Genomic DNA, 16,712 nt, shown 5'->3' with positions numbered 1-16,712 from the left:
CAGTCATGGATCATGACCAGGGCAGAACGGACCATCGCCCGCACTACCCCCTTCAACCCATATTTCAGCGACCATGCATTCATCGGCAGGCTGCATGAAGAATGCGTGTGGGATAACAGGGAATTCCGGCAACTGAAGCAGGCCATCACCTGCCTGACCCAGCATAAATGCGCGGACCCCGTCATATGCGCGCAGGCGTTTGATATTTTCAGCTAGCTCATATCTGGCGCATTGATGGGCCACTGTAATCCCGATGACCTGTTCCGGATCACCAACATGGATATCGGACAGTTCTGGACACGGCGCGAAGAGGTGCAGACTTTGTCCAGCATTTTTCTGGGAAGCCGGCCGTTTCGCCAGCCCTGAGGCCGCACGACCTTACCACACCCGCCGGAAGGTCAGGTTGTAACGGCACGGCCCCGTCACCGGGTGCTGGCCCGCCCGCAATGCTACGATACCATGGAACACCAGCCGTGACGGGCCGCCCCAAACCACGACATCCCCATGCAGCAGGGGAATGCGCCGGACCGGGTCAGTACGCTGCAACCCGCCCCACTGGAACATGGCGGGCAGGCCGAAGGAGACGGACACAACCGGCGCATCCGTCCGTTCATCATCATCCTGATGCAGCCCCATGCGCGCACCCGGGCGATATCCGTTGATCAGGCAGGTATCAGGCACGAAACCGTCATGCCCCGCCAGCCGCGCGGCGTCGGTGGCCCATGCCCGCCACGCAGGCGGCAAAGCGGGCCACGACCGGCCGGTCAGGGGATCACGAGTTTCATAACGGTGCCCACGCGCATCACTGCACCAGCCAGCAGCCCCGCAGCAGGTCATGGCAACCGACATCGTGCCGCCGCCCGCCGTCGTCATGCGCCGGAAGGGGGAAAGCCGCGCAATCTGCTTTATGCCCGCCAGCATGTCCGCCGCCTGCATGGCGGCATGGCCACGCAGCACAGCGGCCCCCGTATCAAGCACCTCATGCTTCGGAACAGGGGAAGGCGGCAGGTCGAGCATGAATTCCCGCTGTGTCATGCCCTGCCCTTTCCCCTGCTGCGATTTGAAAACAAATCACTGATAAACATGAAAATTTCTGACGAAGCATTTTTCAGGAAGCTTCAGGAAACGCCACTTGGAAAAAAAAGGGGCACCCATAGTGGATGCCCCTTCCCTGCCGCGCCATGGGCCGGTCAGAAGCTGTTGTCGTCGCCCGCGTCGAAACCGCCGCCGTCGAATCCGCCACCATCATCCCCACCACCGGCGTCAAAGCCGGAATCGGCACTGGTGCCGCCACCGGCGAACGGATCGGCACCACCGGTGCCCGCCGTGCTGTCACCGTAGTTGTTGTTGATGATCGTCTCACCACCCGGCTGCGGCATCCCGCTGGCAAATCCACCCGCGTCATGGTGCCCGCTGAACAGGCCCGTCAGCGCATTGCCCATCATCATGCCCCCGGCGACACCCGCCGCCGTTGTCAGGGCCGAGCCAAGGAAACCCGACCCGCGGGAGGGGAACATGCCCGGCTGCATGCCCGGCGGATAGACCGGCTGCGGCGGCGGGGCGGATGGCGCGTTACCTCCCCAGCCCGGCGGGGGTGCCGCCTGCTGCGCGCGCTGCTGACCACCGCCGAACATGCCGCTGAGGAACCCGCCACCACCCGACGCGGGCCGGGACTGGGCCTGCTGCTGCAGCTGCTGGATCTGCTGCTGCGCCTGCTGCACCTGCCACTGAAGCTGGCGGATCTGGTTCTGGGCCTCTGCCAGGGCGGCTTCCTGCACCACGGCGGTCTGGGTAATGCGGTAACGGGCTTCAGGATATTTCTGGAACATCTCCCCGATATACTGGTCGGCCTGCGGGTCGATCGGCGGAAGGGCGTTTGCCGTCTGGGGCACGCTGCCGGGGGCATTGCCCCCGACGCGGGCAAAAAACTGTGTGATCAGTTGGCGTTCCTGGTCATTCATCCTGTCTGTCCTGCCTTGGGCTGGGGATATCGTTCCCCTGCCGATGTGGTTCGTGCGGGCGCAATAAGCAAGGGCGGATCCTGCCATGCAGGGCCGATCCCGGCTCAGGGCACGCCCTACCTTCCGGTCGGGGCCGCATAACGGTATGCTGTTCGGCGATTTTGCGCCAGATGGTGCATACCTGTCCCCGTTTTGCGGAGCATCTTGTTCATGGACCCGGCCCCCGTGCCCCGATCACCCACGTCTTCCCGCCCGCTGTCGTTTCAGGGGCTGATCCTGAAACTGCACCAGTTCTGGTCCGATCAGGGCTGCGCCATCCTCCAGCCCTACGATACCGAAGTGGGCGCGGGCACGCTGTCGCCGCACACCACGCTGCGCGCACTGGGCCCGAAACCGTGGAAGGCAGCCTATGTCCAGCCCTGCCGCCGTCCATCCGACGGCCGCTATGGCGAAAACCCGAATCGGCTGCAGCACTATTACCAGTATCAGGTACTGCTCAAGCCCACGCCGGAAGACAGCCAGAAACTGCTGCTGGACAGCTACCGCGCCATCGGCATCGACCCGCTGGAACACGACATCCGCTTTGTGGAAGATGACTGGGAAAATCCCACCATCGGCGCATGGGGCCTGGGGTGGGAAGTCTGGTGCGACGGGATGGAGGTGACGCAGTTCACCTATTTCCAGCAGGTTGGCGGCATTCCCACCGTCATGCCCTCGACCGAACTGACCTATGGGCTGGAACGGCTGGCGATGTACGTGCAGGGAATCGAGAATGTCTATGACCTCGATTTCAACGGGCAGGGCCTGAAATACGGCGATGTCTTCCTGCGCGCGGAGCAGGATTATTCCCGCCACAACTTCGAGGTGGCGGATGTGGAGATGCTGCATCGCCACTTCATCGACGCCGAACGCGAATCGACCGCCCTGGCCGAAGCGGGGCTGGCCCAGCCAGCCTATGACCAGTGCCTGAAGGCCAGTCACCTGTTCAACCTGCTTGATGCACGCGGCGTGATCAGCGTCAGCGAGCGTGCATCCTATATCGGCCGCGTACGCGCGCTGGCCAAACGCTGCTGCGAAGCGTGGCTGGCGGGCGAGGAATAAGAGATCATGCCCGAACTTCTTATCGAACTCTTTTCCGAGGAAATCCCCGCCCGCATGCAGACACGCGCGGCGGCTGACCTTGAACGCCTGGTGTGCGAGGCACTCAGCCCGCTCAACCCGCGTAATGCTGCGGCATTTGCCGGTCCCCGCCGCATCGCGCTGTCGCTGACGGTCGATACAACCGTGCCCGGTGGCACGGTGAACGAACGCGGCCCGCGTGAAAGTGCGCCGGACAAGGCGCTGGCGGGCTTCATGCGCAAGCATGGGGTGGACCGTGACGCGCTGGTGGCGGAAAACGGCTTCTGGGTGCTGCACCGTGAGATCGCACCCATCCCCGCCGCCCGGCAGGTGGCCAATGTCATGCCCGGCCTGCTGCGCCGCTTCCCATGGCCCAAATCCATGCGCTGGGGTGTGGGCAGCGCCTTTACATGGGTGCGACCGCTGCGCCGGATCGTGTGCATCCTTGATGGCGTGGTCGTGGACTTCACCCTGGCGGAAGGCGAGGATAACGGCCATGGCCTGAAATCCGGCAACCTGACCGAAGGCCACCGCTTCACCGCCCCGGGCGCGTTTGCGGTCGGCAGCACGAAGGAATGGCTGGATGGCCTGCGCGCCCACCAGGTCGAACCTGACGCAGCCGCGCGCCGCACCACCATTGCCGAGGGTGTGGCCAGCCTTGCCGCCGAGGAAGGGCTGAGCGTCGTGGCCGATCCCGGCCTGATTGACGAAGTCGCGGGCCTGACCGAATGGCCGGTGCCGTTCCTGGGCCAGATCGACGACGAATTCATGACCCTGCCGCCCGAGGTGATGCAGGTATCCATGCGCGTGAACCAGCGTTACTTCGCGCTGCGCAACGCCGATGGCTCGGCCGCCCCCCGCTTTGCCTTCGTCGCCAACCTGCTGCCCCGTGATGGCGGTGCGCTGACCATTGCAGGCAACGAACGCGTGCTGCGCGCGCGCTTTGCCGACGCCCGCCATTTCTGGGACCTTGACCGCGCCCGCACGCTGGAAAGCCGCGTGCCCGCGCTGGACCAGATCGTGTTCCATGCCGCGCTTGGCAGCCAGGGCGCACGTGTGCAGCGCATTGTCCGCCTTGCCGGGCTGCTGGCCCCGCTGACGGGGGCGGACCGGGCACAGGCCGAACGCGCGGCCCTGCTGTGCAAGGCGGACCTGACCACCGGCATGGTAGGGGAATTCCCCGAACTGCAGGGCGTCATGGGGGCCTATTACGCCCGTCATGATGGGGAAGCGGATGCAGTGGCTGATGCCATTGGCGCGCATTACATGCCGCGTGGCCCGCAGGACGACGTGCCCCATGCCCCGGTTTCGGTCACGGTCGCGCTGGCGGACAAGATCGACATGCTGGTCGCCTTCTTTGCCGTGGGTGAAAAGCCGGGTGGGTCGGGCGACCCGTATGCCCTGCGCCGCGCAGCACTGGGGGTCATCCGCATCATCCGTGAAAACGGGCTGCGTCTGGATCTGGCCAAGGTGTTCTGGGAAGCGGCACAGGGGCTGCCCGAATCCCTGCGCCTTGCCCCCGATCTGGACGTTCTGCCGGAATTCGTGGCCGACCGCCTGCGCGTGCAACTGCGTGGCGAAGGCGCGCGGCATGACATCCTGGCGGCCGTATCGGTTGGCAATACGGATACCGACATCGTGCGCCTGCTGGCGCGTGCCAAGGCCATTGCCGACATGCTGGAGACCGAGGACGGGCGCAACATGCTGGCGGCGACCAAGCGCGCGGCCAACATCCTGCGCATCGAGGACCGCAAGGATGGCCCGCATGAGGGCACGCCCAACCCGGCGCTGTACACCCAGCCAGAGGAAAAGGCGCTGGCCGAACAGTTGCAGAAGACCATACCGGCTGTCGAGCAGGCCATCGCACAGGAACGCTACGCGGACGCGATGCGTGACGTGGCGGCCCTGCGCCCGACCCTTGACCAGTTCTTTGACAAGGTCACGGTGAATGACACCGATCCCGCCGTGCGCGCCAACCGCCTGCGCCTGCTGTCGGAACTGTGCCGCATGACGGTACTGATTGCTGATTTCAGCCAGATCGAGGGCTGAACAGACTACTGATAGACGTTTTGGGTGTCGCCTTTTTTCCAAAAAGGCGGCATTCTTTTTAAGCTTTTTGGGGCCTGTTGGGAATTAACGTGAATTGATGATTGCAGCGGTGAGATAAATCATCGCTGCGAATGATCTGTCCGTCTTGTCGCTCCGCATGGCGATACGCTTGAACTCCTTGAGTTTGCAGAAGAAGTTCTCGACAAGATGGCGCGTCTTGAACAGGGCTCCATCGAACGGGCATCTGTTGATACGGTTCCTGCGCTGGGGAATGACCACGCAGGCGCCTTGCGCGCGTATGGCGTCCACAATCCAGTGGACGTCGAAAGCCTTGTCGGCAAGGAGTGCCCCAAAATCGGCTGCTTCGAGAAGAGGCGCCATGCCGACCGTATCGTAATGCTGGCCGGGGATAAGCGTGAAGCGGACCAGATTGCCCAGGGCGTCAGTCATGGCGATGATCTTGGTGGACCATCCCGTCACACTGCGTCCTATCGCCTGACTTCGGGTCCCCCTTTTGCGCCTTGGCCATGGCGGTGAACCCGGACCACCGTGCCGTCGATCATCGCATATTCCATGTCGGCATCGTCAGAGACCGCTTCAAAAAGCCGTTTGAAAACACCGGCTTTCATCCAGTCGCTGTAACGGGAATAGACAGAGTTCCAATGTCCGAAATACGTCGGAAGGTCCCGCCATGGACTGCCGGTCCGGGCAATCCAGAGGACCGCCTCAATGAAAAGACGGTTGTCCTGCCCGCTGCGCCCGCGATCTGTTTTCTTGCCAAGGCACAGCGGTTCCATTTGCGCCCATTGGGCATCTGTCAGTATGAAGCGATCCATATGGCCTTTGAATCATATTCAGAGACTTCAAAAAAGCATAATTCCCAACAGGCCCTGAAAAAAGCTTAACCAGAAACTTCTTTCCTTACGCCAGATACACCAGCCGCGCGGGCCGCGCGCCATGCAGCACGACCACCGCATTCTGCCGAAACAGCCGCGCCAGCCACAGCCCGCGCGCCAGCGGCACCCGCACCGCATAAAGCGGTTCGGACCACCGGCCCAGCCGTCCTTCACCCAATGCATGCGGCACGTCATGTAGATACCGCGCCAGTGCGCGCATCATCCGCCGGTTCCAGCCATCCGCATGCAGCCGACCACCGGGATTGCATGCGCTCAGCAGCACGATATCGCCTTCTGGCACCCTGCCCCGCCAGCGCGGCGGCTGGCCAATGCGGATAACCGGCAGGCCACGCGCGTGATAGGTACTCAGGCGATAGGCACGGTGAACAGCAGCCGTGGGCGGGACAATGCCCGCCATCAGTCCCGGTTCTCCAGCGTTTCGCCAAAGGTATCATTGCGATGCACCCATGCGGACATGAGCAGCCCGAAACCGAACATGACCATCAGCATGGCCGACCCGCCATAGGAAATCAGCGGCAGCGGCACGCCCCCCACTGGAATCGCCCCCATCACCATGGACAGGTTGACCGCGCAGTACAGGAAGAAGTTGACCGAAATGCCCAGCCCCAGCAGTCGCCCGAACTGGTTACGGCTGCGCATGGCAATCAGCATGCCGCCAAAAACCAGCAGCAGCAGCATGCCAATGACGGTAACGCCACCGACATACCCCCATTCCTCGGCAATCATGGTGAAGATGAAGTCGGTCTGTTTTTCAGGCAGGAAGTTCAGCTGTCCCTGCGTGCCGTGCAGGTAACCCTGCCCCCACATGCCGCCTGACCCCAGCGCGATCTTGGACTGGATGATGTTGTAGCCCGCCCCCAGCGGGTCACTTTCGGGATGCAGGAAGGTGGTGACCCGCGCCTTCTGGTAATCATGCAGGTGGCCATAGGCAATCTTTGCCAGAAACGGCATGGGCAGGATCAGCAGCGCGATCTGCCATAGCCGCATGCCCGCGGCAAAGAACATGCAGGCCCCCACCGTGCCGATGATGACGGCGGTGCCAAGGTTGGGTTCCTTGAGTACAAGGGCGACCGGCACAAGCACCATCAGGGCAGGCGGCACCAGAAACAGCGGATTGCCCATGCGGCGGTAACTGATCTTGTGAAACCATGCCGCCAGCATGAGGACGAGGGCGATCTTGGCCAGTTCCGATGGCTGCACCTGCATCCCACCCAGCATGAGCCATCGCTCCGCCCCCTTGCCCACATGCCCCATACGCAGCACGGCGACGAGCAGGATGAGCGAGAAGATGTAAAGCGGCCACGCCATGCGTACCAGTATGCCCGGACTCATCAGTGAAATACCCAGCATCATGACCACGCCAAAGCAGAAGCGGATGGATTGCGGCCCCGCAAACGGGCGCGACGTGCCGCCACCTGCCGAATACAGTGCCCCATACCCCACCACCGCCAGCGCGCAGATCAGCAGCACATACAGCCAGTTGACCTGCCATAGCTTGGTCAGGATCTGGAAATTGGGTTCGGCGCGCAGCAGGCGTTTCTGGAATTTCATTCCATTCTCCACAACAGGCACGGCAATGGCGTGGCCCCGGACGGGATCACTGCCGGGTGGTTCAGTCCACCTCGGCCTGTGCCACTTCCTGCCCCGGCGGTTCACGGTGGTTGACCGGATCGCGGCGCAGGGTATCGGTCATGATATCACGCGCAAGGGGGGCGGCGACATCCGCACCCGCATTGCCATGCTCGATCACGACCGCCGTGGCATAACGCGGCGCGTCATACGGGGCATAGCAGATGAACAGCGCATGCGGCCGGTATTCCCATGGCAGGTTGGCGGAATTGAAGTGCCCGCTTTCACGCATCGCGCGCGAGACGCGACGCACCTGCGCCGACCCGGTCTTGCCCGCCATCTGCACGCCCGGAATATCCAGCCGGGCCTTGGGGGCCGTACCCCCTTCCTCATTCACCACGGCGAACATGCCCGCGCGGATGTCCTGAAAGAACTGGTCGGGCATGTCCATACCCGATGCATGGCCAAGGTCGGTCAACGCCGCCGTGCGGCCTGCGATGGAACGGATCAGGTGCGGCTGCACGTCACGCCCCGTGGCGATGCGGGACGCATAGGTCGCGAGTTGCAGCGGCGTGACCTGCACGAATCCCTGCCCGATGCCGCTGACAATGGTATCGCCGCCATTCCAGTGGTGCCCGTGCTTGCGCCGCCATGTCGGCGTGGGGATCAGGCCCTGGCGCACATGGGGCAGCTCGATTTCAGGCAGCTTCGCACCCAGCCCGAACAGTTCGGACGTGGCCGCGATCGCGTCCATGCCGGTACGGCGCGCGACTTCGTAAAAGAAGACGTCACAGGAATATTTGAGCCCCTGGCGCAGGTTGATCGACCCATGCCCATAGCGCGACCAGCAGTGGAAGCGCGTGCCGCCCACATCAATGTAACCGGGGCAGGAAATCCGGTCAGATGGCGACAGCGTGCCCGCACGCAGCGCCGCCATGGCCACGGCGGGCTTGAAGGTGGAACCGGGCGGGTACAGTCCCGACACCGCCTTGTTGATCAGCGGGGTCTGGCTGTTGTTGGTCCATTCGATCCACTGGGCCTGGCTTACGCCACTATCGAACAGGGAGGGATCAAATGACGGGTTGCTGACCATGGCCAGCACTTCGCCATTGCGGCAGTCCATCACCACGGCGCTGGCCGACTGGTCGGCAATGCGGCCCAGCACCTGCTGCTGCAGGCCGCTGTCGATGGTCAGGGCGATCTCGTCCCCCGCCAGTCCCTCGTCACGGTCCAGTTCAGCCATGACGCGACCAACGGCGTTGACCTCCATCTCGACCGAGCCGACCTGCCCGCGCAGGTTGCTGTCCTGTGTCTGCTCGATCCCCGAACGGCCGACGCGCATGCCCGGCAGCGCCAGTTCGGCATTATGCACCACGTCCTTTTCCGCGGGCGGGGCGACATAGCCCACCACATGCGCCAGTAACGGGCCAAAGGGATAGACGCGCGTGGTGCCCACATCAATCAGCACGCCGGGCAGCGAGGGCATGTTCAGTTCCAGCCGCGCCATGTCATCCCATGACAGGAAATCACGCAGCATGATCGGGATAAACCGCCGCTTGTGCTTCAGTTCATGTTCGATACGCGTCAGGTCACGCGGCTCCAGCGGCACAAGCTGGCCAAACCGTTCCAGCGTCCCGGCAATGTCGGTGGTTTCTTCCGCCAGCAGCAGCGCGCGCCAGTTAATGCGGTTGGATGCGACTGAAATGCCGAAACGGTCCGTGATCCGCCCGCGTGGCGGCGCGAAGAAGCGTTTGCTCAGGCGGTTGTTTTCCGCAAGCTTCGCATAATGGCTGCCGTTGAGAACCTGAAGCCCGTACAGACGTTCCCCCAATGCCCCCAGCACGGCGCCCTGTGCCGCCATAAGCACGAGCGCACGGCGGGTGAAGACGCCACGGGAAGGATTCTTGCCTTCCTCGGGACGGGACATGAGCCGGTTGCCGGATTTCTTCTTACGAAACTTCATTCATTTATCCGGCGCGGGCGCACGATCGCATCCGCTTCAGGAAGGGTCCGCGTTGTTGACGACAAAACGATAGGTCCAGACAAACCCCGTATACAGGACAGGAAAACTGCCGAAGGCCAGGACTGTCTCGAAAACAAAGGGTAGAAACTCCACAATATGCAAGGCCAGTGCGGAACACAGCACCCATTGTAGCGCCGTAATGCCCACCATCACCACGCCAAACACAAACCAGAGTACAAAAAAATTAACCCGTGCCAGCGTGTAACGTCCCGACAGCGCGATGCCATGCACGATCAGCATCATCAACAGCATGACCCCCACCGGCCCGAAGCTGAGGATATCCACCCATATGCCCAGCATGAACACGGCAATCGAGGGCATGAACACCGGCACGAACACCGACCACAGGAAAACGGTGGCCATGATGACGGCGGGCATCAGTTCCACCTGCCCCGGCAGGTTCAGCGGTGCGGACAGCACCAGTGCCACGAAAAACACGAACAGACATGGCACGCTGCTGCGCATGCCATGGTCAATGCGGTAACCCAGCCCCGAACGCGGGTGGATGCCGGGCCGGATCGGGGGCGGCGTGAAGGTTTTCATCCATGCAGCCCCTGATCGGGATGGGATTGAAACTGTGATGGCAGGGACATGGTCCGCCCGACATTGGGCAGCGGCACGCGGCCCGGGGCATCGGGCGGGGACACGCTGTCCTCGTAATCGAATATGCGCAGGATATCGATATGGTCCAGCGCCGCCGCCGGCACCACGACAGGCTGCCCCGGCCGCAGGTAATGCACATGCCCCACGGGCAGGCCCGCCGGCAGGCTTTCGATTTCCCCATTGGTCACGACACGTTCCCCCTCGATCGGGACGTTATCCTGCGGATAGAAGATGATGCGCGGCAGGGCGGTGTTATCCCCCGCCATGATGGCCGCCGCATGGCTGGATTCCAGCGTGACCGGCAGGCGGCTGGACGAATCGGTAATCAGCAGCACGCGGACCGAACGCTTGCCCACCTCGGTCACCCGGCCCACCAGCCCCGATCCATCCAGCGCGATTCCCCCCTTGCGGACCGCCGTGTCGGGATTGATCGCCAGCAGCACGGCACGGGCATACAGACCGCTGGTATCACGCACCACGCGCCCGGTGACAAAGGCGGGCGCGTTATCGGGAATCCAGTGCAGGTTCGATTTCAGCGCGGCGTTTTCATCCGCCAGCGCCGCCGCCACGTCATACCAGTGGCGCAGCGACACGTTTTCGGCACGCAGGCGGATATTTTCGGCTTCGAGGTTACGGATGTCCTGCAGGTTGCCCGACAGCCAGCGCAGCTTCGCCTGCGGCCACGCCACCAGACCGTAGGCAGGGGCCAGCAGGTCAGCGGTCTGCATACGCAGTTTTTCAATCAGCGGGCGATCCGCCTTGCCCAGCAGGATCACACCGCAGGCCACAAGGATCAGCGCAGGCAGCACCAGCTTGCCAAGCGCCTGACGGAACTGGATGGAAACAGGCATCAGCCCAGCCTTCCATGCGCAACGGTTACGTCACGCCTGCCGGGTCGTCCAATACTGCCTGGTCGCCGGACCTGCATCGTCCTGCGTCTCCCCCATGCGCACGCTGCCCTCCCTACGCAGCAGGCAGCGCACCTGTCCCGTTCGTCAGTACATACTTGTCAGTACATTGCGCAGGCGCTTCATTTCCTCAAGCGCGCGGCCGGTGCCCATCGCCACACAGGACAGCGCGTCCTCACCTACCGTAACCGGCAGGCCGGTCTCACGCCGCAGCACTTCGTCCAGACGATAGAGCAGCGCCCCACCGCCAGTCAGGACAATGCCCTTGTCCACGATATCCGCCGCCAGTTCCGGCGGCGTGTTTTCCAGCGCGGTGGTCACCGCATCAAGGATCTGGCTGACCGGTTCGGCCAGGCTGTCGGCGATCTGCGCCTGCGACACCACGACTTCGCGCGGGACGCCGTTGATCAGGTCGCGCCCCTTGACCTCACGCCACGGACCCGGGTCATCCGGGTCATCGGGCGGCATGGCGGAGCCGAGGTGGATCTTGATCTGCTCGGCCGAGCTTTCACCAATCAGCAGGTTATGGTTGCGGCGGATGTAGGAAATGATCGCCTCATCCATCTTGTCGCCACCCACCCGCACGGAGCGGGCGTACACGATACCGCCAAGCGAGATCACGGCCACTTCCGTCGTGCCGCCACCGATATCCACGATCATGCTGCCCGAAGGCTCGGTCACCGGCAGGCCCGCGCCGATGGCGGCGGCCATGGGTTCCTCGATCAGGAAGACCTTGCGCGCGCCGGCGCTTTCCGCACTTTCCTGAATGGCGCGACGTTCCACCGCAGTCGAACCGGATGGCACGCACACGATGATCAGCGGGCTGGCAAACATGCGGCGGTTATGCACCTTGCGGATGAAATGCTTGATCATTTCTTCCGCGACTTCAAAATCCGCGATCACGCCATCACGCAGGGGCCGGATGGCCGTGATGTTGCCGGGGGTACGGCCAACCATCTGCTTGGCTTCCTCACCGACCGCAAGAACCTGCTTCTTGCCCCGTACCTCTGCCAGCGCGACGACCGACGGTTCATTCAGGACGATACCACGCCCCTTGACGTAAACCAGCGTATTCGCCGTGCCGAGGTCGATCGCCATGTCAGCGGAAAGCAGACCCAGTACACGAGCAAACATCCAGAACTCCCGACATCAACAACCAGACAGGACTGTCCTACATCCCGACCAGCAAGGCATACCCTGATGGCATGCCTGCCTTACTGTCGAAAACCGTCTGGATCAGGTTGAGGGATTACCGGCGCGCGCAGGGAGGGGCAAGGGGCCAGACAATTTTAATTTGTTAAAATCTTCACACTTTTGATGATTGTTACAAAATGCCCCGCTTTGGTCATGGCCAAACCATCCGCGCCATACCATTTTGTAGTGACAGCGGCTGGGATGTCATCGTGCCATCCATGTCCGCAATACCGGAAAAAGACATACATGAAAACCATATTTCCCCGCATGACCTTCCGCCCGGCAATACTGCTTGCCGCCGGGCTGTGCCTTGGTCTTGGTGCGTGCGAGGACACCCGTGATCCTGGCCAGCGCGCCATTGGCGGCGGCCTGCTGGGCGCAGGGGGCGGGGCACTGATCGGCGGCCTGGCCGGTGGCGGACGGGGGGCTGCCATTGGCGCGCTGGCGGGCGGTGCGGGCGGGGCCGCGATCGGGGCCGCAACGACACCGCCGCGCCGTCCGCGTGCCGAAGCCCCTTCCACCATCTGCCCCGACGGGCGCGTACTGCCGCCGGGCTATTCACCCCAATCCTGCCCGCAGGGCGTTCCCCAGCGCGCCGCCTATCCCGCGCAGCCGCAGGCGGGTTATGGTTATGCCCAGCCCAGCTATCCCCAGCAGGGCTATCCCCAACAGAGCGGATATGGGCAGCAGGGCGGGTATTACGGCCAGCAGAATGGCTATTACGGCCAGTCCGGCGGATACGGTCAGGAAGGCTACCCACAGCAGGGCGCCTACCCGCAGGAAGGCGCCTATCCGGAAGGTTATGGCGGGTATTGACCCGCCAGCCATTTCCGGAAAGCAGACACCCCGCCACGGGATAGCCCGTGGCGGGGTGTTGCATCAGTGGCGGCAGGGCGTTGCCCGCACCGCAGGGGATCAGGCATCCAGTGCCGCGGGTTCGGCACGGTCACGCTTGACCAGCAGCTTGTTCAGCGCATGGACATAGGCCCGCACGGCGGAAACCAGCGTATCGGCATCCGCCCCCTGACCATCAACCAGCTTGCCGCCTTCTTCCAGACGGACCGAAGTGCGGGCCTGCGCATCGCTGCCTTCGGTCACGGCGCCGACGGAATACAGCTGCAGGGTGGCGTCATGGGCGACAATGGCGCGGATGGCGTTGAACGCGGCGTCAACCGGCCCCTGCCCTTCGGCATGGCCTTCTTCGCGCTTCCCATCAACGTCCAGCACCAGGTCGGCGGTGGCGGGGCGGCGCGAACCGGCGGTCACATCCAGCGAAACGAAACGGATGCGGGCATGATCGCGCACTTCATCATCGACCAGCGCCACCAGGTCCTCGTCGTAAATGACCTTCTTGCGGTCAGCCAGATCCTTGAAGCGTGAAAACGCCTCGTTGAACTGTGCTTCTGCCAGGTTGTCGTAGCCCATTGCCTTCAGCTTGTCGCGGAAGGCCGCACGGCCCGAATGCTTGCCCAGCACCAGGGAGGAACGGGTCCAGCCCACGCTCTCGGGCGTCATGATTTCATAGGTCGCGGCATTTTTCAGGATACCGTCCTGATGGATGCCGCTTTCATGCGCAAACGCGTTGCGGCCCACGATGGCCTTGTTGGGCTGCACGTCAAAGCCGGTGATGGTGGCCAGCATGCGCGAGGTGCGCAGCAGGCGTTCGGTATGGATGCCGGTGGTAAACGGCAGCACGTCATGACGCGTACGCAGCACCATGATGATTTCTTCCAGCGCCGCATTGCCCGCACGTTCGCCAATGCCGTTGATGGTGCATTCCACCTGCCGCGCGCCCGCCTTCAGCGCCGCAACCGTGTTGGCCACGCCCAGACCCAGATCATTGTGGTTGTGGGTGGAGAAGATGACCCCATCGGCACCGGGCACGCGGGCGCGCAGGTCGGCAAAGATGCGGGCCATGTCCTCGGGCGTGGAATAGCCGACGGTATCGGGAATGTTGATGGTGGTGGCACCCGCGCGGATGGCGGTTTCCACGCAGCGGCACAGGAAGTCGGGATCGGTGCGCGAGCCGTCTTCCGCTGACCATTCCACATCGTCGGTAAACTGGCGGGCGGCGCGGTTGCCGGCCTCGATCACCTCCAGAACCGTTTCAGGCTCCATGCGCAGCTTGTATTTCATGTGCAGCGGCGAGGTGGAGATGAAGTTGTGGATACGCCCGCGTTTCGCCGGTTTGATCGCCTCGCCCGCACTGGCGATGTCGTTCTTGCCACCGCTGCGCGCCAGTGCGCATACGACGGTGTTCTTCACCTTCTGCGCGATCTGGTAAACGCTGTCGAAATCCCCCCTGGACGCCACGGGAAAGCCCGCCTCCATCACGTCCACGCCCAGTTCCTCCAGCGCTTCGGCCATGCGCAGCTTTTCCGCGAGGTTCATGGAAAAACCGGGCGACTGCTCCCCATCACGCAGGGTGGTGTCAAAAATGATGACGCGATTGGGGTCGATACGGCCAAAGGAAGGATGGTCGATGCTCATGGTAATAACCTCGGACTTGGTCCTGTTGTGTGACGGGAGGGGACACGGTTGTCGCGTGCCCCTGTCAATTCGTGTTCGCAAACCGGCGTTAGGACGGCCTGATTAATCCCCTGGGCGCGCCGGCACGCAGCCGGCCCTGATCGCTCAGGGGCGGATAAGTCGAAGACGAAGAAGCCCGGCACCGGCACATGCGCGCGCGGACAGGTGCGCGTATGCGCCCGTTCCAGCCCCAGCAATGTGCGCTATCGTTACCATGGCGCGCACAATACAGGCCCGACCCCCGATTGCAACCGTAAAAGCACGCCCCTTCCCATCACGCGGACAGGCTGCCATGCCCCCCCCCCGCGCACCACGTCAGCCCGTGGCATGGGTCACCATGCTGTCGGTTGCGAAATAGCGGTCGATCGCCTGCACCATCGCCCCCGCCACCACCATGCGGTGGGCAGCCTGCCGCAGGGCGGCTTCATCCATGTGGTTGGACATGAACCCCATCTCCACCAGGACGGAAGGGATATCAGCCGATTTCAGCACCACGAACGAGGCATGGCGCGACGGGTGCTGCAGCAGGCCGATGCGCGGGCGGAAGGCGGTGACGATGCTGCTGGCCATGTGGGCCGCGCCGTGGCGCGTTTCCTCGGTCACCAGGCTGGCAAGGATTTCCTGCACCTCGGGCGAATCCGCATGTACCTGCGGGCCGCCATAGCGGTCAGCGCTGTTTTCCGTCCGCGCCAGCATGGCCGTCTGCCGGTCCGACGCCTTTGACGACAGGGTATAGACACTGGCCCCGCGCACGGCGCGGTTGGTCAGGGCATCCGCATGCATGGATATGAACAGCGACGCCTTGTGAGTATGGGCGATGTCCACCCGGCCTTCCAGCGGAATGAAGCGGTCATCGGCGCGGGTCATCGCGACACGGTACCGCCCGCTGGCTTCAAGCTGGCGCTGCAGTTCGCTGGCGGCGGCTTCCGCCACATGCTTTTCATACGTACCGGAAATGCCGATCGCGCCGGGATCCTTGCCGCCATGGCCGGGATCCAGCATGACCAGCGGCTTTGGCGGCGCGGCGCGGCCGATAATGGCCGGGGCGTGCAATGGCGCATGGGACGGGTGGGCAGCATGATGGGTGGTCACACCATGGGCCGGGGCGTGGGCTGCCACCCGCGCCAGTGCCGTCGTGGGCGCAAGCCCGGCCAGCCCCCCCACCAGCAGGCGCCGCGTCAGGTCGGGCATACGCCTGCCCGCGCCATCGTGCCATAACGGGGACTGCGGGGCATCATTTCCATCCGGCCGGCCTTTGGGCATGCATCTTGTTCCGGTCAAAACAGTTAGGGGTCTGTCTGCTTTCCTTATCACCGTACGGGTCGGTCGTCAGCGGGATAAACGCAAGGCCCCCTTGCAGGAATGGTTTCATTGCGTCATGCTGCCCAGCCGTGATGGACCACGCCAAGTCCGGCTGCCCTGCGGGCATGTCCGAAACGGCCCGATGCCAGCAGGCATGACTTTCTCCATCCGGCATGCATCATGCATGCGCGGCATACGCTTACCGGTCTTACATACCGGCCACGCCACGGCGTGGGGGCACATGCCACGCACGACCTGACGCTGCCGCGCCGGTGTTCCCCATCGACAGGAAACCGGATGGCATACCAGTCGATACGGAAGGTCCCGCCCCGGCAATCAGGCCGGGCCGCGCCCTCCCCCAGTCATGACCGAGGATGGATTGAACACCACGCGGGTTTCTGCCGCACATGCGATGACACCATGCCCCACCGCGGGCGGCGCGAATGCGCCGCATCAACGCGGCAGGCATGGCCTGTCCGCCCGCGCGCCGCGCGGTGGTGTTCCGTCCGGGTCCGGTCGCCTGTTTTTTCATGTTTCT

General features: G+C 63.5%; 16 protein-coding genes. 4 read left to right on the top strand and 12 right to left on the bottom strand.

Annotated elements, in window-relative coordinates; all coding sequences use genetic code 11:
* Positions 1 to 12 precede the first annotated feature (12 nt).
* Complete coding sequence (locus tag AC1RQ9_RS00730) at positions 13 to 216, top strand: hypothetical protein (RefSeq protein WP_485985208.1); 204 nt, start codon at positions 13 to 15, stop codon at positions 214 to 216.
* A 162-nt stretch (positions 217 to 378) separates the two neighbouring features.
* On the opposite strand, the gene alkB is transcribed toward AC1RQ9_RS00730, so the two are convergent.
* Entirely contained in the window at positions 379 to 1,035 is a 657-nt protein-coding gene (gene alkB / locus AC1RQ9_RS00725; RefSeq protein WP_485985207.1) for a DNA oxidative demethylase AlkB, read from the bottom strand.
* A gap of 155 nt (positions 1,036 to 1,190) precedes the next feature.
* A complete protein-coding gene (locus AC1RQ9_RS00720) occupies positions 1,191 to 1,961 on the bottom strand; it encodes a DUF2076 domain-containing protein (RefSeq protein WP_193733531.1) in 771 nt (256 codons plus the stop codon).
* Positions 1,962 to 2,171: 210 nt separating this feature from the next.
* On the opposite strand from AC1RQ9_RS00720, the gene AC1RQ9_RS00715 reads away from it, so the two are divergent.
* Positions 2,172 to 3,062 (top strand): glycine--tRNA ligase subunit alpha, encoded by an 891-nt coding sequence (locus AC1RQ9_RS00715; RefSeq protein ID WP_010507187.1) that lies wholly within the window; start codon positions 2,172 to 2,174, stop codon positions 3,060 to 3,062.
* Between the two features lie 6 nt (positions 3,063 to 3,068).
* Positions 3,069 to 5,129, top strand: coding sequence for a glycine--tRNA ligase subunit beta (gene glyS, locus AC1RQ9_RS00710; RefSeq protein WP_485985206.1), 2,061 nt, complete (start codon positions 3,069 to 3,071; stop codon positions 5,127 to 5,129).
* 84 nt (positions 5,130 to 5,213) lie between these two features.
* Here the strand turns inward: glyS and AC1RQ9_RS00705 are convergent.
* The 7 genes from AC1RQ9_RS00705 to AC1RQ9_RS00675 form a co-directional block, all read right to left on the bottom strand.
* Positions 5,214 to 5,965 (bottom strand): IS5 family transposase gene (locus AC1RQ9_RS00705; protein WP_485985205.1). Its coding sequence is split into 2 segments (ribosomal slippage): positions 5,214 to 5,635 and positions 5,635 to 5,965, totalling 753 coding nucleotides; the frame shifts between segments, so codons are not numbered across the junction.
* Positions 5,966 to 6,050: 85 nt separating this feature from the next.
* On the bottom strand, positions 6,051 to 6,443 hold the full coding sequence (locus AC1RQ9_RS00700; RefSeq protein WP_485985204.1) for a DUF3293 domain-containing protein: 393 nt from the start codon (positions 6,441 to 6,443) through the stop codon (positions 6,051 to 6,053).
* Entirely contained in the window at positions 6,443 to 7,597 is a 1,155-nt protein-coding gene (gene rodA, locus AC1RQ9_RS00695) for a rod shape-determining protein RodA (RefSeq protein WP_485985203.1), read from the bottom strand. The genes AC1RQ9_RS00700 and rodA overlap by 1 nt, the downstream gene beginning before the upstream one ends.
* 61 nt (positions 7,598 to 7,658) lie before the next feature.
* On the bottom strand, positions 7,659 to 9,578 hold the full coding sequence (gene mrdA / locus AC1RQ9_RS00690) for a penicillin-binding protein 2 (RefSeq protein ID WP_485985202.1): 1,920 nt from the start codon (positions 9,576 to 9,578) through the stop codon (positions 7,659 to 7,661).
* Between the two features lie 36 nt (positions 9,579 to 9,614).
* Positions 9,615 to 10,181, bottom strand: a complete 567-nt coding sequence (locus tag AC1RQ9_RS00685) for a rod shape-determining protein (protein ID WP_193733526.1) — start codon at positions 10,179 to 10,181, stop codon at positions 9,615 to 9,617.
* Positions 10,178 to 11,092, bottom strand: a complete 915-nt coding sequence (mreC, locus tag AC1RQ9_RS00680) for a rod shape-determining protein MreC (protein WP_019091016.1) — start codon at positions 11,090 to 11,092, stop codon at positions 10,178 to 10,180. Before mreC ends, AC1RQ9_RS00685 begins: the two co-directional genes overlap by 4 nt.
* Before the next feature lie 144 nt (positions 11,093 to 11,236).
* Positions 11,237 to 12,283, bottom strand: coding sequence for a rod shape-determining protein (locus tag AC1RQ9_RS00675; protein WP_010515049.1), 1,047 nt, complete (start codon positions 12,281 to 12,283; stop codon positions 11,237 to 11,239).
* 306 nt (positions 12,284 to 12,589) lie between these two features.
* Here AC1RQ9_RS00675 and AC1RQ9_RS00670 point away from each other — a divergent pair, with 306 nt between their 5' ends.
* Positions 12,590 to 13,159: a hypothetical protein gene (locus tag AC1RQ9_RS00670; RefSeq protein ID WP_485985201.1), complete on the top strand. Its 570-nt coding sequence runs from the start codon at positions 12,590 to 12,592 to the stop codon at positions 13,157 to 13,159.
* A 99-nt stretch (positions 13,160 to 13,258) separates the two neighbouring features.
* Here AC1RQ9_RS00670 and AC1RQ9_RS00665 read toward each other — a convergent pair whose 3' ends face one another.
* From AC1RQ9_RS00665 to AC1RQ9_RS00655, 3 genes are all read right to left on the bottom strand, one after another.
* A complete protein-coding gene (locus AC1RQ9_RS00665) occupies positions 13,259 to 14,833 on the bottom strand; it encodes a 2-isopropylmalate synthase (protein WP_485985200.1) in 1,575 nt (524 codons plus the stop codon).
* Between the two features lie 354 nt (positions 14,834 to 15,187).
* Positions 15,188 to 16,135: an N-acetylmuramoyl-L-alanine amidase family protein gene (locus tag AC1RQ9_RS00660; RefSeq protein WP_485985199.1), complete on the bottom strand. Its 948-nt coding sequence runs from the start codon at positions 16,133 to 16,135 to the stop codon at positions 15,188 to 15,190.
* 247 nt (positions 16,136 to 16,382) lie between these two features.
* Positions 16,383 to 16,706, bottom strand: a complete 324-nt coding sequence (locus tag AC1RQ9_RS00655; protein ID WP_187293615.1) for a hypothetical protein — start codon at positions 16,704 to 16,706, stop codon at positions 16,383 to 16,385.
* Positions 16,707 to 16,712: the final 6 nt, after the last annotated feature.

The organism is Komagataeibacter ossonobensis, from assembly GCF_057359305.1.
Note: the sequence above shows the minus strand (reverse complement) of the source record. Positions and strands in the feature narration are given on the sequence as shown.